The following is a 21,753-nucleotide window of genomic DNA, read 5'->3' on the forward strand; positions in this document are numbered from 1 at the left end:
TTACCCCAATGCATCATTGACCGGTTTCAGCACTTTGCGCTCAAACCACGTCAGTTTTTCGTCACTCTCGGCCGCCGCGTTGCCACTTCCATTGGCACCGCCCGCCCCCTGTTTTGTTGCCGCCGTTTTACTGCCTGCGCGGGCTTCTTTTTTCTCTGCTACGCTGACTTTTTCGCGCAGGGTGAAGGTAATCAACCAGGCCATTTTTCCATCCTGCGCCGGGGCATCAATCGCCCCGGTAAAGGTCGCTTCACGGAAATTGATCGCCTGGGCAGTAAGATTGGCCACCCGGTAAGTCTGCAATGCCCCGCTGGCGTCTTTAGCTTCCGCCAGCTCAAACAGCCGCTTGAAAACCGCCACGTTGCGAAAAGGCACCATGCCGGAAATGCGCAGCTCCTTGGCTTTAATACCCTGCTCGGCATTGGCCGTGCTTGATGACTGCCCGGACTGGTCTTTTTCCGCAAACTGCATCGTTGGCGTGACTTTCAGATTCATCAGCGGGATGGCTTCACCATTAAGTGCCAGTGTGGTTATCGTCATGGATCATCGCCTCCAACGTAGATAAATCAGCGCCGCTAAATAACGTCGCCAGCGTATACACCGAATCCTGATCCGGGATGTTTTTGCGCAGCTCACCGGCGAGGTACGCACCGTTCCCTTTGGCCGTAAATACCCACGCGGGGGACGTTTTGCCTTTCAGCGCGGATAACGCATCGGCCGCCGCTGCAAGGGCAGATCCCCGCGCAGCGGTAAAGCCTTTAAGCTCAGCCAACAATCCGGCAACGCTGGCACCGGCCGCCGCCTCTACCTTAGCGGCCGCAATCCGCTGGGCATTCACCGCCAGGCGATGGGTGGCCGTCGAAAGCGGCAACGGCGCAGGCAAACCGCCAGATAACTTGGCAGGGATTTGCATTTTAGTGATGGCCAGCGCGGCCGTCTCCTCTGCCCGGCGCTTCACCTGAGCAATCACCGGCAGCGGCAGCACGCTGGAATAATCAGACAGTAACCCCATAAACTCCGCGTGCGTCGGGGCATTGAGCATATGCACTACAATGCTGGTTTCATCACTGACGCTTTCCAGCTTTTTAGCCAGGTATTCCGTGGCATTCACCGGGCTTAAATAACTGCTATCACCGGCCGCCTGTCCAACGCCATAAACCCACGGATGAACCGGCAGCACTGAGCACGTCAGTGGAGCCATATTATCCGGGATACTTAACGATACTTTACGCCACATTACTCCGGCACCTTTGGCCAGGTAATGCCCGTGCTGGCGGTATCCACCCGGTTCAATGTCACGCGGTATTCTTTCCAAACATCCAACAAAGCACGCTCATCATCCGTACTCAGCCCCATGTCCACCGCATCGCTATAAACAGAAATCTTTTCGTTTGCCTGCGCCAAAAGCCGCGCTTTAAGCTGGTTCGCCTGACTTTCTTTGTATTGCTTTTCTGCAACCTCATCGTTGACCCATTGATCACCATCCCATTTCACAAACTCACCTTCCGGCGCTTGCTTGGTCAGATTTTTAGGTAGGGGGCCGAGTGATGTGACAATCACCGGAAAGCCGGTTTCTTTGTCGTAATAATTATTGCCGCGAAAATCTTCAACATATTCCCACGCATTCTTTTCTGCATAAAAAATACAGACCCTCCCCGCCTTATTTTCAGGCGGTGTAATATCGGTGCAATAGGCCGGTAAGCCCGTAAATGCGGGAATAAGTATGTCACCCGAACCCAGATATTCAGCCGTGTCATGACTGAAATGAAACACTTTAACAATCGTTTCCATACTGCTCATTTTAAATGCCATGCTATCCAAGCCTCACGATGTAATTCATTGCGATATTCTTTACCGTATTTTCTAAAGCACCCGTTGGATTAACGGTGATGCTATGCGTATGCGCACCCAGGGTGAGGGTATGATTATGTGCGCCGATACCCACGGAATGGCTGTGCGCGCCCCCACCACCAATGCCCACATTGTGGGAATGAGCACCATCGGTACTGGTGTAAAAATCCACCCCACCCCCCGTCTTTAAAACGTCATTGCCACCGGAAGTGTTTGCAAAGTTGTTAACACGAAGACTGGTGCGGTGCGCGTGCGCCCCCTGGGAATCAGTCCAGGCACTATGGCCATGGTCACCCACGCCTGACGTTCCTTTGGTGCCGTAATCAAATGTGCTGGTTGTCTTTGTCCCTAAATCGGTATTTGTCGCGGTAGCAATATGGCTGTGAGATTTAATGTTATCGGATTCGAATGTGAGCACATCGCGCCCGCTGACTGGTTTGCCCTTAATCGTCTGGCCGCGCATATCGGGTAATACGCCGGACGGATAGACTTTCGCCAGCTTCCAGTACTTCGTGGTGTCAAATTGCTGACCGGCCATAAAGGCATGCTTTCCCCCTTCGGGCAGAACATCGGACGGCCACGGAATGGGAGCACCCAGCGGATAGCTATCCTCTGAAGATTGGTCAGCCAAAGAGCCTTTTGGACGCAGGTCTGTAATTAGCCCCGCCTCATCAATGCTTGCCAGCGCAAACACATAATGCGCAATGCCGTTTTGAGTGTAATTGGCCAGGTCAGCGGCCAGCGTAAATTTAATTTCGGTCTTGTAAGCGCTGGTCAGCGTGCCGTGAAAGCAAACATCTACCCACACTTTGGTGGGCTTGGCGGCCACGGTGATATTGACATTGGCCGCCAACGCGGCACGCAGGCCACCGATGTAACCCACACCCGCCGTCACAAAATGCTGATTGCCGGTTTTAGCCACCAGAAATCCTGTATCGAAGAACGCCGCAGCGCCGTAAATATCCTGGCTGGCCAGACGGTCAACCTCATCCATTCCCGCCAGGCGTGCCGTAAAATCAATCTGCCAGGTGTCGGCAGGGGTATTGATCAACGTCTGCGTTTCTGCACCGTTGTACTCCATCAAAAATGAACGGGTTAATACGTTACCCTGTTGGCCGTTGGCGTTTTTAACCTTATTTTGCACCGGCGCATGAACTACCATTGCCAGCGTTCCCGCTGCCTTGCTGACCAGGCCAATCCAGTTAAACGAGAAGTCGCCCACATCCGCGCCCAGCGTTACCGAATACACGACGGCGTTTTCGTTCACCAATCCTGTTTTTCCTACCGCCTGGCGGTAAACAATGTGCGCCGCATCGGGTAATCCCGTCGCACGGTCAATCGGGGCGCTAACGTCCAGATCTGGGACGTTGGCAAAAACAAACTCATCCAGGACAACAGCCTGGCCGTTGACGGCCTGCTGGGTTTTCCATTGTTCAAAGGCTTCTGTAATGACTGCTGCTGACATGTTATTTCCTTATAACTTGGCACCAAACGTGGCGTGCTCTGTTTCACTGACGCCTAAACTGGCCGGATAACAAACATATTCGCCCTGGTTCCATCCGGCGCGGATATGCAATCCGGTTGTCGTGATCACTTCAAACTGATAGCGGCGGCAGGTGCGGCCGTACTGGCGGATAATCTGCAACAGAAGATCGGCATTATTCGCAATCTGGCTGTCCGTCACCCGGACAATAATCACGTCCCAATCAATGCCTGCCTGGCGTTCCAGTAACTCGACATAGCCAATTCCCAGCCGATCAAAGATGGCAATAAATCCCGCAATCTCTCCCGCGCCCTGGGCATTGATAAAGGCATACGCCACGCGCTTGCGAAATAACGCCAGCGGCTCACCGTTAAACCGTGCAATATCCCGGTCATAGGCCAACAGGTTTAACAACGGTTCGGCACAGGTCAGCGGATCGAATTGCTGCAACGGCCAGGTCACCCAGCCCGCAATCATCGTCCAGAACGTTCCGCAGGCTTTCAGCAATTTGGCCGGTTCGCCCTTATTCATCCAGGACGGTAAAAGCAGGCTTTTCAGCTTAGTGGCGAAATCAGACACCTTTCACCTCCACGGATAAGGACGCCAGGCGCGGTACGCTCAGTTCGCTGACGATATCGCCCAGGGAGAATTCCAGGGATTCGATAACCTCAAATTGCTTATGCAGCTCTCTGGCCAGATTCGAAAACGAAAAGCGGGAATAGGGCCAGGTGCGCTTCACGTCATAATCCGCGTTTTGCCGGAAAGCGCTGCGGATAAGGTCTGTTACCCCTGACACCAGCGCGGCGTGTTCTTCCGGGGTGAGATTGTCCGGGTTGGCCACGTACAGCGTGACCGATAAATCGTGCTGCGTTTCCGGCATGGCCATGCACTGCAAATCGTCACCGTGTCCGTGGTGTCCCTGGGTATTGATGTAGTCATTCACCGCATCAATAAAGGGCTGGGAAATCTCCCCGCTATCGAGCAACAAAAACGCATTGGCCGTACCGGCACCGCGAGGCGCATCATGCTCAAAGAAAATGCGGTCAACGCTTAATCCCACCACGCCCGCAATCATGCTGCGATACACCGCATCAGTGTGATAGTTACCGACCAGGTTGTACTGATTACGGCAGCGATCGCGTAAATCGTCGTCCGATTCTTCATCCGCACCGGGAGATAACAACCAATCATCCTCGTTAACGGCTTTGGTAATGCCTGCCACAGCCACCGGCAAAATGCGGTAATACCCCGGAGCCAGGTTATAGGCGTTACCGGCCGCCGTCGCCGTCACCGGTATCAGCATACTGGCCAGCCCCGCTGCAAGCGTGGTGTCTGCATCCACCGTGACCGCGTAAGTCACACCGTTGATACGCTCGGTCTGTATAACTGTCCCCGCTGCGACGGTGACCGCCTGGCGAACATCGTCTTTGTAAAAACGAATGACTCCCTTTGCTGCACTGGCCGGTTTCGCCGTGAGGTTAACCCCCCAGGCCAGCATTCGCAGCATCGCGCCGCTGGCCGTGGCCAGATACATATTGGCCAACACCGTGTTAACCAGAATGTCTTTAATCCACAGTACCGGCGTGGTCACTATCACCGTGATTAATCGCCAGAACGGAGACATGCGGGAGGTGTTTGTCACCATCCCTTCCGCTTTCACGATTTCGGTAAACTGTTGGTTGATTTCGTCCTCAGTAACAGGCATTCCGCTTTCACTGAGTACGGCCTCAAAATCAATTGTCGGCTTTTCACTCATAGGTCATACCCGCTGATACCTGGCCAAAGTCATAGGTTTCCGCCGTCGCCCAAAGTCGTTTCGTGGATTCCTCCGTGATATTCACCGTGCCGGGAATAATGCGCTCGTCACTTTCAATCAACAGAACTAATTGCGTGAGCACGTCAGCGCGTAATGTCGGGCTGCGTTCGGCTACCAATAAGGTGGTTAAACCACTTTCAATAATGGCATGGACAATATCCTGGCCAATGCTGATGCGGTTATTACATAAGCCCGGTTCGTTCCCGGCATTTAAGGTGAAGTCTCTGTCAGTAATTAACAAATCAATATAGAGCGCATCCGTCATTAATTAAGTTCCTGCCATTCCATTAGCTCGGCCGGTGTCATGCCTTTCGGTGGATGAATATTTACCGTGCCGATTGTTTTGCTGTTATCCACAGTGGTTTTGCTGTTGGAATTCATTTCCTTGCTTAACCCACCGCGCCCTATATTTAACGCGCCCCCGGTTGAAAGTCCGTTGCTATAATTCACGTTCTGCGGCTCTGCCACCGCCTTGGCCTCAATATCAATACCGGGGATCATATTGAGTTTTTCAACAATCCAGTTGTACGTCCCGGAGAAGGATTTTTTTAACCAGTCCCACAGCCCGCCAAAGACGTTGCCGATGCTTTCCGCCATTCCGGCCAGGCCATCAAACAAGGAAAAGTTGCTGATGCTGTCCACCAGCCAATGCCAGCCGCTTACAATCGCTTCCCAGGCTTTACTGTAAATACCGGTCAACCATTCAACGTAAGCCGCCAGCGCTTTGAACGCCTCGGTTTGCATGATGGCCGCTTTCAGCTCATCCCAATGGCGGATCAGCAGATAGAACCCGGCCGCCAGTAATGCCACCGCCCCCACCACCAGCAGCACCGGCAAACTCATAAAGTTGAATGCCACGCCCGACAGCACCGCCGCTATGCGTACCGCCAGCAGGACGCCGCGCAGCGCCGCCATACCGACAGACCAGGCACGGATCGCCGTGTTGTAAATCCAAATGGCCGCCGCGCCCAATTTTGTGATGGCGGTAAAACTCACCATGACCGCCTGCCAGCCCATCAGAACAAAACGCCCCACGCCCACCACGATATTGGCCATTGCCCCAAAGGCGGCAAAGCTCAGCAACGCTAAGGTGGCATAACCAATCACGCGGGCAATGTTCGGGAACAACCGCATCCAGCGCGTCAGCTGTTCGCCCCCGTCCGCAATTTTATTGACCAGCGGATACAACACCGGCAACAGTGTGGAACCGATGGCGGCACGCATGGCAAACCAGATCGCGGTCAGCCTGTCCCAGGGGCGTGTCATTTTTTCGGCCATTTCCGTGGCACGTTTCATGCCGTCATTGCTGCCCAGCTCGGTAATGTTGCGTTTCAGCAAATCCACGTTGCCGTACAGCTGTTTAATGACGGCGGCGCTGTCACCAAAGGCGGCATCTAATTCCCCCTGCGCCTTGAGATTACCCTCAATGCTTTTGCCGTACTTGCCCTGGAGTTTTTCCAGCATGGCGGGCATGGACAGCATTTTCCCCTGCGCATCCTGGAAACTCAGCCCCAATTTTTGCGCACCGGCTGCGGCACCGCTTAGGAACCCTTCATAAGAGCCGCTGGCTTCCGTGCCTAACGAACGTTGCAACTCACCCAACACGGCCAGCTGTTCGTCCATTCCCACGCCATAGTTGGAACCAACACCCCTCGCCCCTTCCATCAGGTCTTTAATGGTGGCCATATCCGTACCGAACTGGTTTTTCATGTAGGCCATTTTGCCCGCCAGTTCTTCCGCAAACTGCACTTTGCCCACCTCGGCCGCGTAGCCGCTGAACTGGGTAAACATCTGCCCCATAAACTCAGACGCTTCCCCGGCCGTGCTTTTCAGGGCTTTGGCGGCGGTGTTGGCAATCATCGTTACGCGGGGTAATTCGGCGCTGGTCAGCCCGGAAACGGCGGCGTTGATATCCGCGGTGGATTTAACGAACTCCACCGCCGATTCCCCGTAACGGGTACTGAATTTCAGCGCGTCGTCCGTCACCTTGGCCAGCACATCGTCATTGATACCGCGTGCACTGGCTTCCTGCATCGCGTCAAACATCTGAATGGCAGGATCCAGTGCGCCTTTAATTGAGGCACCCACGCCCCACAATGCCCCCACCCCGATGGCCACTTTGCCAAAAGCGGCCTGGCTTTGCTGGGCGAACCCGGTCACAGAGGATTGCACCTGGCGAATAGGGCGGGTGATGTTGTCAATTAAACTGAGGGTGAAATCTAAATCAGCCATTAGTCGCCTTTAAACGCCAGGGCAATGCCATTTGCTACAGCAATGCGGTGATATTCCCAATGCCGGTTATCCAGCCACACGGCGCGGGCTAAATTTTCGGGTTCGTCATTTTCATGCGGTAAATAATGGCGGCGTAATATCAGGTATTGTTCCAACCCATTACTTTCAATGGCGCGCACCCGCGCCGTTAGTTTTTTAGTTCGATATCCAATTTCGGTGCGAACTGGTCATTCACGAAACTGACGATTTGCAGCGCAGAACCGGGGATATCCAGAATAGTGTCCAGCGCTTCTTTGCAGTCAGCGGAAACAATGCGGCGCAGATAATTATTTGCCGGTGCCATTTTGTTATCCATCGCCATTTCATTAATGAATTTGTTATAGGCGACGGTATTCGGTTCAAACGTCAATTCGGTGCCATTAACCGTTAATGTAATTTTGCTCATTGTCTTATTTCCTTCCGTTGATTTATTTCATCGACTAATTGATTATGACGTGCCGCGCAGTCTGCATATTGCGGCGTTAAGAGTAATAAGGGTTCAGCAATATCTTTCCCTGTTACCCCGTTAATGCGCGGCAGTGTTTCCGGGCATTTGGTTAACAGATTTTCCTGATAAGGCACGTTCGGCTTTGTCGGCAGCGGCGTTGTACAGGCTGACAAAATCAGCGGACACGCAAACATTGGTAAACACCGGTTTAACCACTTCCGTGCGGATTTCCACAGGCTGCGCATGTCGCAACGCCTCCAATTTATCTTCCAGCTTGCGGCCGGATTCACTGGCCATCTGCTCACCGGCCACGCGGGAGGCTTCCCCCGCCGCGTGTGCGGCATTACTGATAGCCAGTTCCAGGCTATCGCTGTACCAGGTATTTACCTGCCAGCCCGCTGCGAACGCAGCCAATAACGCCAGGGTGGCAATCGCCAGTTGCTTGCCCATCATTTCACCCCGTTGTGTTCCAGGCTGAAATGGTTGCCGTCCGGGCGGCTTTTGAATCGCCCGCCCCAGGCTCCGCCCAGGGATTCCCAATATTCCCCCATTGGCGTATATGCCTCGGTACTGGTCTGGTATTGGCCGTTGATGAACAGGTTAAAATCCACCGCCAGGCGCTGCGTGTGCAACGAATTGGCGATTCCCGCGCCGCTTTTGGCATTCAGCTTGGCCTGTTCCGGCGTGCGGTAGGCTTCGCCAAAGGTCAGGCGGTAACCATGGGTTCCAGCCCATTCGATCAGCTGGCCAATCAGTTGCACAAACAATTGCTGTTTTTCACTCAATGTCATTTCAGCTTTCCTTTCCCTGGTAAATAACGACTTCCTTTTTTGCGTAGCCAGATCTCAACCGCCTGGTGGCCAGCAATCCCCAGCGCCGCCCCCAACCCGGCAATGGCCAGCGGGGAAATATCGGGGATCCAAATCAGCGCGGCCGCCGCCACCATTGAGGTGGCCGAACCCAAGATAATGCGGCCAAAAAACAGCTTTCCGGTCATGGGTTCACTGCTCACTAACATCTGTCCCAGGGCAATGAGTGCGCCCAGCAGGATCAGACTCAACAAACTTTTTTCGTGCTCTTGCATCCCTGCGTTGTCCTTATCCAATCAAGTTGCGCGTGTCTTCATCTTCCAGATACGGCACGCCGTTAATCGACACAAATTGCGGGCTGGTGACAAAGTATTTAATTTTGTGGCTCAGCGTGCTGCCGCCCTTCGGATCGTTATCCAGCAGGTTGCTTAACACTAACTTGCAGCCAAAGGCTTCAATTTTCAGCTCTTCATTACCGGCCTTGGCGTAGAACATGAGATCCACCGGTTCGATGCCGCGCCACGAACCGGCACGGCGTGCAATCGCGGTAAGCTGCGTCAGCACTTTGGTGGAGACTTCAATTTCCCCCTCGGCCGCTACATCCCCGGACACATGACCATCAGGAATGCCCTGGGTTTGTGCCGCTGCCGTGTTGTCAGTGATATCTAAACTGACCTTTTCAATGTGAACCAGGTCACCGTCAATGCGCACATCCGTGGACTGGCCTGAAATACGTTTCATCGTTAATCACTCCCTGAAAGACTGGTGTCCAGCATCAAACTCACCGTGATGCCTTTCGGGCATTCATACGGACGGATCACGATATACACCGCCACTTTGGTGGCTGACAGCCAGGTGATCGTCACGTCCCCATCCTGCGGCGGCTTCACTTCGCCTGGGAAGGTAATGCCGTTAATCTGACTGGCCACCGACATGGTGCGCAGCACCTTGGCGAAATACGCCTGGTGCGCGGCAATGCTGGACGGCGTGCTGTTCAGTGAGCGATCCGCAATTTTCGCAATCGCCTGTAAACGCACACGCCGGGCGGCTTTGTCGGCAATACGCAGAGATTCAATCACCTGGTAATCGCCCCCTTCGGCATCGAGCGTTAACCCATCTGCCCAGTAATACCCGTCATAGTCGGAATACCACATCGGCACGCTGAAACGCTGTGCCTGCAAGGCTTGCAGGATGGCCAGCTCTAATGCCGCGCCTTTCCCATCAACCGGCAATTCATCACTGCCCAGGGACACCAGCGCACCGGTTTGCACCCGCGCCGGACTGTCAGCAATGGTCACCGCACGGCTGCACAACCGACCGGCCAACACGCCAGGCTCATGCCCGAACAGGCGCGGCACCAGTTGCACAGACGGTGCTGCAATCTGTGCCTGCAATGCGCTGACACGAGTCAGATAGTCCGGCCAGGCTTCATCGTCCTGCGGCGGTTGTACTGACAAGATGAACCACTGCCAGCGTGAAAATTTAGCCAGCAAAGTGGCACGCAGTTCCGCCGCTTTGTTAATGGGGGTTTTCGTGGCGATATCGTCGAGCAACACCACCCCTTCAAATGAACCCACCGCCTGCGCCGCCAGGACAGCATCCACCCAGGCGTTTTCTTCGCCATCCTCGGCCAGCACATGCACAAACCCGTTCCAGTTGGATCCGGCGTTGAGCATGGCAGCAAGGACGTTACTTTTTAAAACGCTGCCACCCGCGCCCAGCAGCGCATCAAAATCACTTTGGGTATTCACCGCCAGCGTTTTGCCCGCGTTGGTTTTCCCCGTACCGACATAGAGCACTACGCGCTCAATCTCGTTTGTTTCACCTTGCAGCTGGTTGACCTGATTAATATCGACCGTTGGCCACGCCATAACTTCCCCTTAGTGTCCTGCGTCTGCGCCAAACCCGATGCCCTGGAGTTGCCGCGCTAACGCTTTATTAAAATCGTCTTCCGTGATGCCCAGGAAAGGACGGGATGGAACATCGACTGACCAGGACGCTTTCGCTGCTTTCCCCGATAATGTTCGGATCAACAGCCCGGCTTTGGCCATCGTCATACCTTCCTGAATTTCTTTGAACGGCGGCTTTCGCCAACGCTTACCTTTTTTAACCTTGTACCCCAGCGCCCGCAGGCGTTTGGCCTGCCTGAGACTGGCGGGCAAACTCTCCGCTCGGCCTTTGCGCTCCACCTGGCGACGGCTGACCGTCACGTTCATGCCGTTTTGCTGGGCATAACCCACCGTTCCCGCCGCCACCGTCTTTTTGCCGTTGCGGTAACCGCCGCCGCTTAGGTATACCCGTACCCCGTCGATTTCCGGCATTTCCCGGATATGCAGCAGCTTTGGCATATTGCGCAGCATCTTGCCTTTGCGCTTCGTCTGGCGTCCCTGCCATTTCTGGCCATCCGGGCTTTGCTGATTTCTGACGTTGCGTTTCGCAGCGGGGATCAACCCGTACTTGGCTAAACGCCACATCAGTTTTTTCCGTTTCGCCGGGGGCAATTCCATTGCCGCCAGCTTTTTGCGCAGCGCCTTAAGCTGTTCCCGGTCTAATGCGCCCCGGATAATCATTTATCACTGCCAAGCTTCGCGCCTTGTTCGTCCACCCCATACACCAGGGCTTCACTGGCAAACCAGATGGTCGGATCGGCAAGTCGCCACAGCACCCCATCCAGGGGAATATTGCCTTTGTCGTCCTTCACCAGGTTTAACGCTTCCACCATCGGTAACGTAATAACCACCACGGCGGTTTCCTCATCCACCAGATCGATATCAAAATCAGGTAACTCGGTATCTATGCCGAATTCTTCAAACAGATCCCGGTCAGATTCCATCAACCACACCAGCAGCAGCGCCGCCAGATTGCGCGGGTCATACAGCCGGTACGGGAATCTGTCCCAGGCTAAAACCGCGTTGTAGCGGATCACCGCCAGGCGGTACTGCTCCAGTCCTAAATCCCGTTGCGCGGGGATAAAACTCAGTTCATCCATATAGCTGGAAAAACCCGCCCCCTTGAATGTCCTGGTGGGCATACTTTGGGTGACGAACGTACTCAGCGCATCTAACTGGCTCATATCTTCCTTACCGTTACGCGGCGCAATCCTTTGATTGCCCGGATGATGATCGAACCCTCGGCCAGTAACCCGGCGCGGGTCTCTTCACTTTCCTGCCCTGGGTGCGACTCCCTGCGCCCCTGGCTTGCGAACTCTGCGATCAAATCGGCCTTTGCGCGGGCAAACACTGCTTTTTTATAACGAGCACAAAGCAGGTTTTCGCCAGGGCGACCGATACCCGGCACCGCGCTGGCCTGGCCAAATCCCTTGGCCAAGTAACCATCCTTGACGGTCTGCAACAGGTCATTCACTTCCCCGGCCGCCGTCAGCAGCGCCGTGGCCACTGTCCCGGCGTCTACATCGGCGGGGATGCTGCGCTGTTCCTGGAAATCCGCCAGATTCAAATCTGGCCAAAATCCGTCATTCGTTAACGGTTCATCCTGGTAATCAATCGGCGTTCCGCTAAACATAAAATTCTCCGTAAGAAACGGGCAGACCGGGATCCACGGTACATAACCCAAGGGTATTACCTTCCCCGCGCCCGTTCCGGCTTGCGGTAGTCTTTACTTACTCAGTGATCGGATACGGGCGGCAATTTGTTTTCGCATCGTTCCCACGCCACACTGTGAATGCAGCTTTTCGGCCGTGGCCAGCAGACCATCCACGCTTTGCAACAGCGCTACATCCTCGGTGGCCGTGGCACGCGGTACGCCTTGTTCGTCAAACAACTGACGCATACCGGCGAACTTGAACCACTTGGCCTGGATCACTTCATACAGCTCCCACTTTTCCGCCACATCGGTAAACGTGCGGGAAAAATAAGGCTCAACAGGGTGGCCATCCCTGGCCTGTACTTCCGCCCATTTCAGGACGGTATCCGCCACAAAGGTGGGGAAATTGCTTTTCAACTCTGGCGGGGTTTCCTGTCCCTGCTCGATGGCGATATCCGCCAAATTAAGCGCGGCGTCCATGTCGCCCACGTCAAAAAGCCAAATCACACACCATGCCAGGATCGGATTGCGGTACACCTCGCCGCCATTCAGGTACTTTTCAACGGTGGGCATCCATTTTGGTAATAATTCATCACGCTTTAACGCCACCTTTTGCGCCAATGTCAGCCCGTGCAACATATCCACATCGTTGGCCAGCGCCGCACTCAGAACATGCAAGCTGTCTGCCCCTTCCAGTGCCTGGCGTTGTCTTAACTTCGTTTGCGCCGCTATGCGGGCATTGTGTCGCTGCGCGGGTGACAGGCTCATGTTTACTCTCCGCCTACGGGTTCGGATGGCTCGGCAACGGTGCCGATGGTCACGGCGGATTCATCGATCGCCGCATACAGTTCCGGGTATTCCACCGCGTAACCTTCATTGCGCAGGTACTTGTTTTCATACTGCTTACGGTCTTCAACAAACTCCGCTTTACGCTGGCGGGTATTACGCTGCGTATAGATGTGCAGGTTCGCGAGCGTGGTCACCACCATGCGCTTACCCGGCATAAATGGCGGGATAATGGCCTGACGCCCGGCAATGGAGTCCTGCAACATCTGCGCGGCGATTTTTTCGCTTGGACGGTCAGCCGCCTGATACAGTCGATACTGTTCAGCCGCCACCAGGTCAGCCCCCACCAGCACAACCAGGCGTGGATCGTTGCGGTATTCCTGCGGGATTTTGGCGTTGATAAGGTCTGACGCCATCGCATCCAGTGACTTGTAATCACCGTTCTGATCCAGCGTGACCGCATCGGTCATGATTTGTTTTTCGCGAATTTTGCGAACAATTTCATGCCAACCGATATTCACATCTTCGCCGTTCGGGTTCTTTTCATAGTCCGTCGAGGTTTCAACGGTCTTGCCGTTAAAGCCAATACGCAACATATCCAGGGCAAAGGTCTGGGTAGTAAACGCGGTGACGCGCTGGAAAAATTCTTCCTCAGAACCGGCATTTGCCCAGATGGAAAGCAGATCCCAACGCAGCGCGGCGCAGGAGTCGGTTTCAACCAATTTGTATTCATTACCCGACACGCCGACGTTACGACGAAAACGCCCATCAGCAATACGGCCGGTATGCAGACCGGATGCACCCACGCTGACAACCTGGCCAGAAAGCTGGTCAACATCAGCCACGGTGATCCAGTTCAGGAAATCCGAACTTTCCAGCAGCGCATCACGCAGCTGCGTTTCCTTCGGATCAGATAGAGAGAAATAATTACTTTCCTCGCCACCATCCAGACCATTAGCCGCCGCAAGTCCCGCGCCGAATTGCTTTAAAAAGCCACGCGCTTTTGCATTCAAAATCATTATTTATTCATCCTTAATCGCTACTCAGCGGTTAATATTTTCCCTGGCGAACGCCTTATAAATGCTTATAAGAACTGGAACGGCTTGCGTGAACCCTTCGGATTCTTACTCGGCAACGTGGTTACCTTTTTATCCAGCTTGCTAAATTTGCTGACGATATTTGGCAGTTCGTCGCGCAGGCGGGCGAATTCTTCGGTATCCACCACGTCTTTAACAGTTTCAACATCAGTCTGAATATCTTCAACGGTTGAATCCGTTGCTTCTGTTTTTGTTTCCAGCGCAGCAATACGGCTTTCCAGCGAAGCAACAACCTCAGCCAGCGCCTGTAATTTATCGCCGTCCTGGGGAGTTTCTTCCTGTGCCGGTGTTTCGTCTTCAATACTGAAAAGGCTGCGCCATTTCGATTTATTTTTATCTTTCCCTGCCATGTTGATTCCCTTAACTTCGTTAATTACCAGCGGATTACTATTACCGATAAAGTAATTATTTCTCCGCTTATTAAATCGCATTCGCGTAGTGCCTACGCTTGCGGGTTCATCTGTAACGCCCAGCCCTTCAAGGTAATAACGGCCGGTTCCGCGAAAGTTGCCATCAGGCGTTAATTCCACTGACGTGAATAAAAGCTTTCCGTTCCGATTCGCCTGTACCAGTTCAGTGGAAGGACACAACCGGGCATAGAGCTTTACTAATCCTGAGTCATCTTCGCTTGCCGCAACGTCCAGAACTTCACCGGCATTACCGCACCAGCGCTCATGCTCTGGCCAAAGCAGTGCGGTATACATATTTTTTGGGTCATATGTTTCCGCCGCGTCAATTAACATATCCCTGGTTAAAAAACGCTTATCAACCGTTTCCCCTTCGGTTGCGATACAGAGCCAATTCGTCATTAAATGTGAATCTGACATACCGGAATTAACCTCCGTTGTTTCCGTGAAATGCAGTATCGCCAATAATTACCCCCGCCGCATTAAGCAGAATTCGGATATAACCCTATATCCGATTGCATCAGATATTTACTTAACGAAATAGCCGAAACATCCCCGCATAATTGCCGAATGGCTAAATACACAGACGAACTAAAAGACGTCGCACGCGCTTTATATTTGCGCCGTGCCACGCCAAAGGAAATTGCTCAGGATTTAAATCTGCCGAATGCGCGGATCATTTACTACTGGGCGCAAAAAGGGAATTGGGCTGATTTACTCAGCCACGAATCAACAGAGGAAGCCATTGAACGCCGTTACCAGTTATTAGTTGGCCGGGACAAAAAAACAGAGCTGGAATTAAAAGAGATAGATGTGCTGATTGCTCACGCGGTGAAACTGCGTGCGCAGACAAATAAGCATAAAGAGAAAATGGCCGCCGCTAAATCTGGCAACCAGGGAGGCTATGACAGCCAGGGCGGGAACGGTGACGGCGCAGAGCCGGTGAAGAAGCGCAAATATAAGAAAAACGACATCTCCGGCATGACGCAGGATGATTTTGACGCTTTCGCAGAGGAACATTTATTCGGCTATCAGAAACACCTGCGCAACAACCTGGCACAGCAGATCAGGAACCTCCTGAAAAGCCGCCAGATTGGTGCCACCTGGTACTTTGCTATTGAGGCATTCGAAAATGCGGTCATGACCGGTGACCCGCAGATTTTCCTTTCCGCCTCCAAAGCCCAGGCGGAAGTGTTCCGCTCTTACATCGTCAACATCGCAGAGCAGTATTTCGGCATTGTGCTGACCGGCAACCCGATCAGATTAAGCAACGGCGCAGAGCTGCGCTTTCTGTCCACCAACAAAAACACCGCGCAGTCCTACAGCGGCCATTTGTATTGCGACGAATACTTTTGGGTGCCGAACTTCGCCAAGCTTAACGAGGTGGCCAGCGCAATGGCCACGCACGACCACTGGCGAACGACCTACTTTTCAACGCCCAGCGCCAAAACGCACCAGGCATACCCTTTCTGGACGGGTGAAGAATGGAAGCGCGGCGATAGGAAACGCGAAAAAGTCGCCTTTCCAACCTTTGATGAAATGCGCAACGGCGGCCGACTCTGCCCGGATGGCCAGTGGCGGTACATCATCACGATGGAAGACGCGATCAAGGGCGGGTTTAACCTGGCCAGCATCGAGAAGCTGCGCAACCGCTACAACCGTGACACGTTCAACATGCTGTATATGTGTGTGTTTGTGGACAGCAAAGACAGCGTTTTCAAATTCAGTGATCTGGAAATCTGCGGCGTGGACGTGGCCGACTGGCAAGACCATGACCCCAACGCCGATCGGCCGTTTGGCAACCGTGAGGTATGGGGAGGCTTTGACCCGGCGCGTTCTGGCGATACCTCCACGTTTGCCATTGTTGCCCCGCCGCTTTATGCCGTGGAGAAATTCCGCGTGCTCTGCCTTTTTCACTGGAAAGGGATGAATTTCGCCTATCAGGCAGCACAGATTAAAAAGCTGTTCGGGAAATACAACATGACTTACATCGGCGTAGACGTCACCGGCATTGGCCGGGGCGTATTTGAGTTGATAGAACATTTTGCCCTACGTGAAGCGGTGGCCATTCACTACGGCATGGAAACCAAAACCCGGCTGGTGTTGAAGATGATCGACGTAATCGGCGCAAAACGCCTGGAATGGAACAAAGATAACCGGGAAATTGCCGCGTCTTTCCTGTCCATCCGACACACCAGCACGGCCAGCGGCAACGCTATGACGTTTAAAGCCGATCGCACAGTCGAAACCGGCCACGCCGATGCCTTTTGGGCAATCGCGCACGCCATTATTAACGAGCCGATCAACTTTGAGCACAAGCGTAAATCTAAATGGAAATTAGGAAAAAAAGCAGCATGAGCAAACGCAAACCATCCCGCCAGGCTAAGAAGGAACAGCCTGACCGCAGCAAAAAAATGAGCATCATCAGCATGGGACGCCCGGAACCCATCCTGACCACCGGCACAAATTACCGGGATATCTGGTATGACAATGAATTCGATCACTACACCTTGCCGATTGACCGTCTGGCACTGGTTCAACTGACGAACCTAAACAGTCAGCACGGCGGCGTGATTTATGCCCGTCACAACATGGTGGCATCGGATTACCTGGGCGGCGGTTTAACGCATGAGCAGCTGCGCGGCGGCGTGTTTGATTATTTATCCTGCGGCGACCTGGCCATTCTGAAAGTGCGTTCGGGCTGGGGTGACGTGGTGGATTTGCTGCCGCTGCCGTCGCTGTATCTGCGCGTGCGTAAAACAGGGGAATTTGTGGTTCTGCAGGAAGGCGAACCGTTGGTATACAGCCCGGATGATGTGATTTTCCTCAAACAGTACGACCCGCAGCAACAGATTTACGGCCTGCCGGATTACATCAGCGGCATTCACTCGGCGTTACTCAACAGTGAAGCAACCATTTTCCGCCGCCGCTATTACCACAATGGGGCGCACACCGGGGGGATCATCTACACCAACGACGCGAACATGACCGATGAAGTAGAGGAAGAAATTGCGCAGCGACTGGAAAGCAGCAAAGGGATCGGGAACTTCTCCACCATCTTTGTGAACATTCCCCAGGGCGGGGAAAAGGCGATCCAGTTTATTCCGGTGGGGGATATCGGCGCGAACGATGAATTCAATAATGTGAAGAACATCAGCGCGCAGGATGTGCTGAACGCCCACCGGTTCCCGGCTGGCCTGGCGGGCATTATTCCGCAAAATACGGGTGGCTTACCTGATCCGGATAAGTCACGAACGACATACAGAAAGGATGAAGTCATTCCGTTGCAGCGCATGATCATGAATGCGGTCAACAGTGACCCGGAAATTCCGTTACATCTGCGGCTTAACTTCGCCTTTGACACAACATCAGAGGATGAAAAATGAGCCGCAACAGGCTAAAATCACGGGGTTATCACTTCCCCGGAGCCAACAACATGCGCGTGATGAAAGTCATCTGCCCCGAATGCGGCGCGAACTCAGTCATAAAAAAAACGTCACGCAAACACCGTCAGATTTCAGACCTGTATTGTGCGTGCTCTGACTTTGAGTGTGGTCATACTTTTGTAATGAATATGACCTTTTCACACACCATCAGCCCCAGCGCGAAAAGCCAGGGCAGCTTACTGCGTGGCTTAGTGGAATCGTTGAAATCCGACGATAAGCAAATGTTGCTTTCGCTACTGCAACAAGCCTGAATCACTGCCCCCGCTTTGGGGGTTTTTCTTCTCTCTCTCAATCAGATTTTTCAGCAATTCCGCATTTAACTCAGCCAGCCAATCAAGTGCGATAGCTTTATCTTCCTGATTGCATGTTCCTACTGATACCAAACGAGACATCATTTCCATCCGCTGCACGGCGATTGTCTCAAAAAATAAATCCTGCATCCCCCAATCTCCCTAACAAATTTACTGTATGAATATACAGTATCTCAAAATGTTACAGAATAAAAGCAAACTGCGCGTGCTTTTGCGAGTTTTTACCTTGCATTAAATGCCTAACGATTCAAACGCGCGGTTAACCGCATCCCCCTGATAGGACTGGAATTCATGGCCATCCGCGCACCCCCAGCAGTTCCCCGGTGAATCAAATGACTCATTTTCAGGCGTGATAACCTCCCCGCACTCCTTGCAATATGCTTTCCGGCGCCTGACCACCAGCCGGTTGCCCTCTAATTGCATTTCGGTTTCCCGATCCAGCGGCACGATATTGCCCCTGGCCAGCGCTTTGGCCATCTGGCCAGCATCCTGTGACTGAATACCGATGCCCTTTTTCAACTCGGTGATCGTACTTTGAGTACAGTTATTGACAGAACTCCAAGGGGCGGCGATGCCGCCAGGAAAAGCAGCCTCCGCTGCGCTGTCGGCCAACTTCGGAACAATCGCCCACTTAACCAGGCGCGTTAATACCTCTGATTCCTGACCCGATAACGGCGAATAAACCCCTTGAATACGCTGAACGGCTTCCCCGTATTCATTGCCGCATTCGGTGATTTCATACATCAGGCGCACGACGAGATCACGCCGGGACACCAACGCCCCGCCCTGTGCCTGGGTATAGGATGCCCAGCATCCCACATCAGCCGCAGCCAGCACGGCATCCATAGATTTGTTTTCCAGGGTGATATCACGCATGCGGCGCAGCTCACGCCAGACCGTTACCGGCGCACCGCCGATTTGCTGAAACTGACGGATCCGCCAGCGGCTTGCCCAGGCCGAAACCGCCCTGGACATATCTTTTAGGTTTTCGCCGGTTTCTTCATCCGTTTCACCATCCAGGGCGTAACCGTCGATATTTTTGGAAATGTATTTAGCGATATAACCCGTAGCACTGCCCTTTTCTTCGTCGATAGGCTCAACGTGAAAACGCGCCTTTAGCGCGTGTGCGGATTGCAGTTCTTCGGAATCTTCACGACGGGCGTAATAACAGAGAATATCCCGCACCTCGGCCACGTCTGACGGACGCATAAACAGCAACATATGCCAGTGCGGCGTCCCGTCGTGATGCGGTTCGACTACGCGAAAACCAAAGACATGGATCCCGGCGCGGGAAAACGCAGCGCGGGCTTTTGCCCATACGCCGCAAAGGTATTTTTGTGTTTGCTGCGGGCTGGCCGCGTTCCACTGAGACACGAACCCGCCCTTGCTGTGCACGGCGTGATATTTTGACGGCGCGGTGATCGTATAAAACTCTCCGGCCATGCCCATTTCAGTGGCCAAATCTTCAAACCCGCGCATACGAACCATCAGTTCGCAGCGACGTTTTGCCGGGTTAGCGTTGCTGCCGTCCACCATGTCAGCCAGGGAAAGACGTTCCCCCGTCTCCTGATTTTGAAGATCACACGATTTAAAAAACTCCCGGTTACGTTTCTTTTGCTCCACCCATTCCCCTTGCGTGGAACGGCTGACGTAAGCCGATGCCGCCTTTTGCACCTGGCCAACGGCAATGGCCATATGCTCACGCTGCAGATCACGGCGGCGCTTCAACTTAGTACGCCACCACTCCGGTGCCACCATGCGCAATAAACCGGATTCCGCGGTGCGAGTTGTGAAAGTGCGACCTGAAAGAAATTGCTGCCAGTAAGGCGGCGTGATACCCGCCATTTTGGCCAGCTTGCCCATGTGTTCAAAGGTGGCATAAGTGCGGCGTGTCATTTCTTTCTGATCAGCAGCTGCGCCGTCAAAAGCCAGATCAATAAAATCGGTGAATGACTCAGACATAAAATCAGCGACGCGGTGCGCAAGGTTACGCAGTTCATCACGCCCAAAGGTGGGAAGTTTTTCAAGGTCAGCCAGGAATGGGAAAGGGATCACCCCAGCCGCCTGGTGTTTTGTCGTGTACTGTTCGCAGACATTGCGTAGACGTGGCAATACGCTCTTACCCACCGTAGTACGTAAAAACGTATTGGCACGGCGGCGGCCGTTATGGCCACCCTCCAATAATTTGCTGTAGCGATCGCCAAAATAGCGTGCCAAGAAATCCGGCATTTCGCCAAGATACTCAGCACGCCAATCGTGATCGGCCTTATTGAGATGCCATAACTGCCGCTCAGTCAGGCTGATTTCATCAGGCGCGCCAGGGGCAAATTGCTCTTGCTGCCACTGACGAGTTTCATGATGCTGCCCGTTAACGAAAGATGCCATTCAGCAATCCCACGCCACGGTTGCAATCACCTCCTGGGCAGATTTGATGCTGCCGGCCGCCGCTCCTATACTGCGCGGCGCGGTGATTTTATTGATGGAAAAATCTTTATAGAGATAACGCACCATATCTGTATCACTGTTAGAAATGACCACCGGCACGCCACGGCCAGCCAAACGGCGTGCACTCCTGGCTAACCGGCCGTGTTCTTCATGCCCGAATCCAACAGAGTGATAAGCGGTGAAATTGGCTGTTTCTGTGAGGTACGGCGGATCACAATAAACCACGTCGCCAGCTTGCACGGCTTTCAATGCCTCGCTGTAGTTCCCACAAAGGAACGTGGCCAGCTTGGCTTTTTCAGCGAATGCCAGGATTTCAATTTTTGGAAAGTACGGCTTTTTGTATTTGCCGTAAGGAACGTTGAATTCGCCATTTTTGTTGTACCGGCATAACCCGTTAAAACAATGGCGGTTTAGGTAGAGAAAAAGCGGGGCGCGGTCTTTATCACCGGCCGGTTTGGAGTTGAACGCAAAGCGTAAACGGTAATATTCCGCCTCAGTGTTTCCCGTTGCAAACAGCGCCTCAGCCGTCTGGATGAACGCGGCCGGTTGTTCTGCAATTAGCTTGTACATATCGATCAGATCGCGGTTTGCATCAGCCACTAAATAAGCCGGGTAATCCGTATTCATCATCACCGCGCAGGATCCTGCAAACGGCTCAATAAGCCGCTCTCCAGCGGGTAAATACACCTTTAGCTTTTCGATAATGCGGACTTTTGAACCAGCCCATTTCAAGACAGTTTTCACAGAGCACCGCCCTGGCCAGCGCGGGCAAACTGTTCCGATTCCTGGCGTAACAGTTCAACGATTTCAGCAGTACTAAGCCCTTCATTAACAATATGAGACGCCAGCCGATCCAGGCGGCCGGAATATTTCATAGCTGCATCCACCATTGTTTCTTCGCGGGCGTTCTTCAACATGCTGGCCAGGCGATCAGAGTCCTGATAAGCCGGTGATGACTGTTCAAAATCTCGCAGCACTGGTGTGCGTTTCGCGCGATCATTTCGGGATAGATTCATGGGACAACTCCAAATTTTGGCAGC

At 53.4% G+C, this 21,753-nt stretch carries 29 protein-coding genes; 3 read left to right on the forward strand and 26 right to left on the reverse strand.

Annotated features, from left to right (window positions below; genetic code table 11):
• The 22 genes from ETV65_RS11165 to ETV65_RS11270 form a co-directional block, all read right to left on the reverse strand.
• Complete coding sequence (locus ETV65_RS11165) at positions 1-540, reverse strand: hypothetical protein (protein ID WP_129952920.1); 540 nt, start codon at positions 538-540, stop codon at positions 1-3.
• Positions 515-1,201 (reverse strand): hypothetical protein, encoded by a 687-nt coding sequence (locus tag ETV65_RS11170; RefSeq protein WP_240782822.1) that lies wholly within the window; start codon positions 1,199-1,201, stop codon positions 515-517. The genes ETV65_RS11165 and ETV65_RS11170 overlap by 26 nt, the downstream gene beginning before the upstream one ends.
• Before the next feature lie 35 nt (positions 1,202-1,236).
• Entirely contained in the window at positions 1,237-1,800 is a 564-nt protein-coding gene (locus tag ETV65_RS11175) for a tail fiber assembly protein (protein WP_240782823.1), read from the reverse strand.
• A gap of 13 nt (positions 1,801-1,813) precedes the next feature.
• Complete coding sequence (locus ETV65_RS11180) at positions 1,814-3,316, reverse strand: phage tail protein (protein ID WP_129952923.1); 1,503 nt, start codon at positions 3,314-3,316, stop codon at positions 1,814-1,816.
• Between the two features lie 9 nt (positions 3,317-3,325).
• Entirely contained in the window at positions 3,326-3,913 is a 588-nt protein-coding gene (locus ETV65_RS11185) for a hypothetical protein (protein ID WP_129952924.1), read from the reverse strand.
• Positions 3,906-5,090 carry a baseplate J/gp47 family protein gene (locus ETV65_RS11190; protein ID WP_129952925.1) on the reverse strand — a complete coding sequence of 395 codons (1,185 nt, stop codon included), beginning with the start codon at positions 5,088-5,090 and terminating at the stop codon, positions 3,906-3,908. The genes ETV65_RS11185 and ETV65_RS11190 overlap by 8 nt, the downstream gene beginning before the upstream one ends.
• Positions 5,083-5,415: a DUF2590 family protein gene (locus ETV65_RS11195; RefSeq protein WP_129952926.1), complete on the reverse strand. Its 333-nt coding sequence runs from the start codon at positions 5,413-5,415 to the stop codon at positions 5,083-5,085. The genes ETV65_RS11190 and ETV65_RS11195 overlap by 8 nt, the downstream gene beginning before the upstream one ends.
• Positions 5,415-7,382, reverse strand: a complete 1,968-nt coding sequence (locus tag ETV65_RS11200) for a phage tail tape measure protein (RefSeq protein WP_129952927.1) — start codon at positions 7,380-7,382, stop codon at positions 5,415-5,417. Before ETV65_RS11200 ends, ETV65_RS11195 begins: the two co-directional genes overlap by 1 nt.
• Entirely contained in the window at positions 7,382-7,561 is a 180-nt protein-coding gene (locus ETV65_RS11205) for a hypothetical protein (RefSeq protein WP_129952928.1), read from the reverse strand. The genes ETV65_RS11200 and ETV65_RS11205 overlap by 1 nt, the downstream gene beginning before the upstream one ends.
• An 8-nt stretch (positions 7,562-7,569) precedes the next feature.
• The gene (locus tag ETV65_RS11210) at positions 7,570-7,827 is read right to left on the reverse strand and encodes a putative phage tail assembly chaperone (protein ID WP_129952929.1); all 258 of its coding nucleotides are present in this window, start codon (positions 7,825-7,827) and stop codon (positions 7,570-7,572) included.
• Positions 7,824-8,003: a hypothetical protein gene (locus tag ETV65_RS25150; protein ID WP_129952930.1), complete on the reverse strand. Its 180-nt coding sequence runs from the start codon at positions 8,001-8,003 to the stop codon at positions 7,824-7,826. The genes ETV65_RS11210 and ETV65_RS25150 overlap by 4 nt, the downstream gene beginning before the upstream one ends.
• A complete protein-coding gene (locus ETV65_RS11220) occupies positions 7,948-8,322 on the reverse strand; it encodes a hypothetical protein (protein WP_129952931.1) in 375 nt (124 codons plus the stop codon). The genes ETV65_RS25150 and ETV65_RS11220 overlap by 56 nt, the downstream gene beginning before the upstream one ends.
• The gene (locus ETV65_RS11225; RefSeq protein WP_129952932.1) at positions 8,319-8,660 is read right to left on the reverse strand and encodes a M15 family metallopeptidase; all 342 of its coding nucleotides are present in this window, start codon (positions 8,658-8,660) and stop codon (positions 8,319-8,321) included. The genes ETV65_RS11220 and ETV65_RS11225 overlap by 4 nt, the downstream gene beginning before the upstream one ends.
• Positions 8,657-8,953, reverse strand: a complete 297-nt coding sequence (locus ETV65_RS11230; protein ID WP_129952933.1) for a phage holin family protein — start codon at positions 8,951-8,953, stop codon at positions 8,657-8,659. The genes ETV65_RS11225 and ETV65_RS11230 overlap by 4 nt, the downstream gene beginning before the upstream one ends.
• Before the next feature lie 13 nt (positions 8,954-8,966).
• Positions 8,967-9,419 (reverse strand): phage protein, encoded by a 453-nt coding sequence (locus ETV65_RS11235; protein WP_129952934.1) that lies wholly within the window; start codon positions 9,417-9,419, stop codon positions 8,967-8,969.
• 2 nt (positions 9,420-9,421) lie between these two features.
• On the reverse strand, positions 9,422-10,549 hold the full coding sequence (locus tag ETV65_RS11240; protein WP_129952935.1) for a DUF2586 domain-containing protein: 1,128 nt from the start codon (positions 10,547-10,549) through the stop codon (positions 9,422-9,424).
• 9 nt (positions 10,550-10,558) lie between these two features.
• Complete coding sequence (locus ETV65_RS11245; protein WP_129952936.1) at positions 10,559-11,248, reverse strand: hypothetical protein; 690 nt, start codon at positions 11,246-11,248, stop codon at positions 10,559-10,561.
• Positions 11,245-11,751: a phage tail protein gene (locus ETV65_RS11250; protein ID WP_129952937.1), complete on the reverse strand. Its 507-nt coding sequence runs from the start codon at positions 11,749-11,751 to the stop codon at positions 11,245-11,247. Before ETV65_RS11250 ends, ETV65_RS11245 begins: the two co-directional genes overlap by 4 nt.
• Positions 11,748-12,200: a head completion/stabilization protein gene (locus tag ETV65_RS11255; RefSeq protein WP_119261221.1), complete on the reverse strand. Its 453-nt coding sequence runs from the start codon at positions 12,198-12,200 to the stop codon at positions 11,748-11,750. Before ETV65_RS11255 ends, ETV65_RS11250 begins: the two co-directional genes overlap by 4 nt.
• 93 nt (positions 12,201-12,293) lie before the next feature.
• Complete coding sequence (gene gpM, locus ETV65_RS11260) at positions 12,294-12,989, reverse strand: phage terminase small subunit (protein WP_129952938.1); 696 nt, start codon at positions 12,987-12,989, stop codon at positions 12,294-12,296.
• A gap of 2 nt (positions 12,990-12,991) precedes the next feature.
• Positions 12,992-14,026: a phage major capsid protein, P2 family gene (locus ETV65_RS11265; protein WP_129952939.1), complete on the reverse strand. Its 1,035-nt coding sequence runs from the start codon at positions 14,024-14,026 to the stop codon at positions 12,992-12,994.
• Between the two features lie 65 nt (positions 14,027-14,091).
• Positions 14,092-14,931, reverse strand: a complete 840-nt coding sequence (locus ETV65_RS11270; RefSeq protein ID WP_129953317.1) for a GPO family capsid scaffolding protein — start codon at positions 14,929-14,931, stop codon at positions 14,092-14,094.
• Positions 14,932-15,081: 150 nt separating this feature from the next.
• On the opposite strand from ETV65_RS11270, the gene ETV65_RS11275 reads away from it, so the two are divergent.
• The 3 genes from ETV65_RS11275 to ETV65_RS11285 are packed head-to-tail and all read left to right on the forward strand — an operon-like array spanning position 15,082 to position 18,208.
• The gene (locus ETV65_RS11275) at positions 15,082-16,869 is read left to right on the forward strand and encodes a terminase family protein (RefSeq protein WP_129952940.1); all 1,788 of its coding nucleotides are present in this window, start codon (positions 15,082-15,084) and stop codon (positions 16,867-16,869) included.
• Positions 16,866-17,897: a phage portal protein gene (locus ETV65_RS11280; protein WP_129952941.1), complete on the forward strand. Its 1,032-nt coding sequence runs from the start codon at positions 16,866-16,868 to the stop codon at positions 17,895-17,897. The genes ETV65_RS11275 and ETV65_RS11280 overlap by 4 nt, the downstream gene beginning before the upstream one ends.
• On the forward strand, positions 17,894-18,208 hold the full coding sequence (locus ETV65_RS11285) for an ogr/Delta-like zinc finger family protein (protein WP_129952942.1): 315 nt from the start codon (positions 17,894-17,896) through the stop codon (positions 18,206-18,208). Before ETV65_RS11280 ends, ETV65_RS11285 begins: the two co-directional genes overlap by 4 nt.
• On the opposite strand, the gene ETV65_RS11290 is transcribed toward ETV65_RS11285, so the two are convergent.
• From ETV65_RS11290 to ETV65_RS11305, 4 genes are all read right to left on the reverse strand, one after another.
• A complete protein-coding gene (locus tag ETV65_RS11290) occupies positions 18,191-18,397 on the reverse strand; it encodes a hypothetical protein (RefSeq protein WP_129952943.1) in 207 nt (68 codons plus the stop codon). The genes ETV65_RS11285 and ETV65_RS11290 overlap by 18 nt on opposite strands.
• A gap of 102 nt (positions 18,398-18,499) precedes the next feature.
• Complete coding sequence (locus ETV65_RS11295; protein WP_129952944.1) at positions 18,500-20,653, reverse strand: replication endonuclease; 2,154 nt, start codon at positions 20,651-20,653, stop codon at positions 18,500-18,502.
• A complete protein-coding gene (locus ETV65_RS11300) occupies positions 20,654-21,457 on the reverse strand; it encodes a Dam family site-specific DNA-(adenine-N6)-methyltransferase (RefSeq protein ID WP_129952945.1) in 804 nt (267 codons plus the stop codon).
• Positions 21,454-21,729, reverse strand: coding sequence for a DUF2732 family protein (locus ETV65_RS11305; RefSeq protein ID WP_129952946.1), 276 nt, complete (start codon positions 21,727-21,729; stop codon positions 21,454-21,456). The genes ETV65_RS11300 and ETV65_RS11305 overlap by 4 nt, the downstream gene beginning before the upstream one ends.
• Positions 21,730-21,753: the final 24 nt, after the last annotated feature.

The organism is Rahnella sp. RFA10(1/100) (assembly GCF_004195115.1).
GTDB classification, from domain to species: Bacteria; Pseudomonadota; Gammaproteobacteria; order Enterobacterales; family Enterobacteriaceae; genus Rahnella; species Rahnella perminowiae.

Bases quoted from the DNA above. Each gene is read 5' to 3' on its own strand.
- ETV65_RS11190 (WP_129952925.1), bottom strand. From the start codon at position 5,090: ATGAGTGAAAAGCCGACAATTGATTTTGAGGCCGTACTCAGTGAAAGC.
- gpM (WP_129952938.1), bottom strand. From the start codon at position 12,989: ATGAGCCTGTCACCCGCGCAGCGACACAATGCCCGCATAGCGGCGCAA.
- ETV65_RS11170 (WP_240782822.1), bottom strand. From the start codon at position 1,201: ATGGCTCCACTGACGTGCTCAGTGCTGCCGGTTCATCCGTGGGTTTAT.
- ETV65_RS11305 (WP_129952946.1), bottom strand. From the start codon at position 21,729: ATGAATCTATCCCGAAATGATCGCGCGAAACGCACACCAGTGCTGCGA.
- ETV65_RS11270 (WP_129953317.1), bottom strand. From the start codon at position 14,931: ATGTCAGATTCACATTTAATGACGAATTGGCTCTGTATCGCAACCGAA.
- ETV65_RS11280 (WP_129952941.1), top strand. From the start codon at position 16,866: ATGAGCAAACGCAAACCATCCCGCCAGGCTAAGAAGGAACAGCCTGAC.
- ETV65_RS11250 (WP_129952937.1), bottom strand. From the start codon at position 11,751: ATGAGCCAGTTAGATGCGCTGAGTACGTTCGTCACCCAAAGTATGCCC.
- ETV65_RS11265 (WP_129952939.1), bottom strand. From the start codon at position 14,026: ATGATTTTGAATGCAAAAGCGCGTGGCTTTTTAAAGCAATTCGGCGCG.
- ETV65_RS11235 (WP_129952934.1), bottom strand. From the start codon at position 9,419: ATGAAACGTATTTCAGGCCAGTCCACGGATGTGCGCATTGACGGTGAC.
- ETV65_RS11290 (WP_129952943.1), bottom strand. From the start codon at position 18,397: ATGCAGGATTTATTTTTTGAGACAATCGCCGTGCAGCGGATGGAAATG.
- ETV65_RS11295 (WP_129952944.1), bottom strand. From the start codon at position 20,653: ATGGCATCTTTCGTTAACGGGCAGCATCATGAAACTCGTCAGTGGCAG.
- ETV65_RS11285 (WP_129952942.1), top strand. From the start codon at position 17,894: ATGAGCCGCAACAGGCTAAAATCACGGGGTTATCACTTCCCCGGAGCC.
- ETV65_RS11195 (WP_129952926.1), bottom strand. From the start codon at position 5,415: ATGACGGATGCGCTCTATATTGATTTGTTAATTACTGACAGAGACTTC.
- ETV65_RS11210 (WP_129952929.1), bottom strand. From the start codon at position 7,827: ATGAGCAAAATTACATTAACGGTTAATGGCACCGAATTGACGTTTGAA.
- ETV65_RS11275 (WP_129952940.1), top strand. From the start codon at position 15,082: ATGGCTAAATACACAGACGAACTAAAAGACGTCGCACGCGCTTTATAT.
- ETV65_RS11230 (WP_129952933.1), bottom strand. From the start codon at position 8,953: ATGCAAGAGCACGAAAAAAGTTTGTTGAGTCTGATCCTGCTGGGCGCA.
- ETV65_RS11225 (WP_129952932.1), bottom strand. From the start codon at position 8,660: ATGACATTGAGTGAAAAACAGCAATTGTTTGTGCAACTGATTGGCCAG.
- ETV65_RS11220 (WP_129952931.1), bottom strand. From the start codon at position 8,322: ATGATGGGCAAGCAACTGGCGATTGCCACCCTGGCGTTATTGGCTGCG.
- ETV65_RS11165 (WP_129952920.1), bottom strand. From the start codon at position 540: ATGACGATAACCACACTGGCACTTAATGGTGAAGCCATCCCGCTGATG.
- ETV65_RS11255 (WP_119261221.1), bottom strand. From the start codon at position 12,200: ATGTTTAGCGGAACGCCGATTGATTACCAGGATGAACCGTTAACGAAT.
- ETV65_RS11200 (WP_129952927.1), bottom strand. From the start codon at position 7,382: ATGGCTGATTTAGATTTCACCCTCAGTTTAATTGACAACATCACCCGC.
- ETV65_RS11180 (WP_129952923.1), bottom strand. From the start codon at position 3,316: ATGTCAGCAGCAGTCATTACAGAAGCCTTTGAACAATGGAAAACCCAG.
- ETV65_RS11175 (WP_240782823.1), bottom strand. From the start codon at position 1,800: ATGAGCAGTATGGAAACGATTGTTAAAGTGTTTCATTTCAGTCATGAC.
- ETV65_RS11245 (WP_129952936.1), bottom strand. From the start codon at position 11,248: ATGATTATCCGGGGCGCATTAGACCGGGAACAGCTTAAGGCGCTGCGC.
- ETV65_RS11240 (WP_129952935.1), bottom strand. From the start codon at position 10,549: ATGGCGTGGCCAACGGTCGATATTAATCAGGTCAACCAGCTGCAAGGT.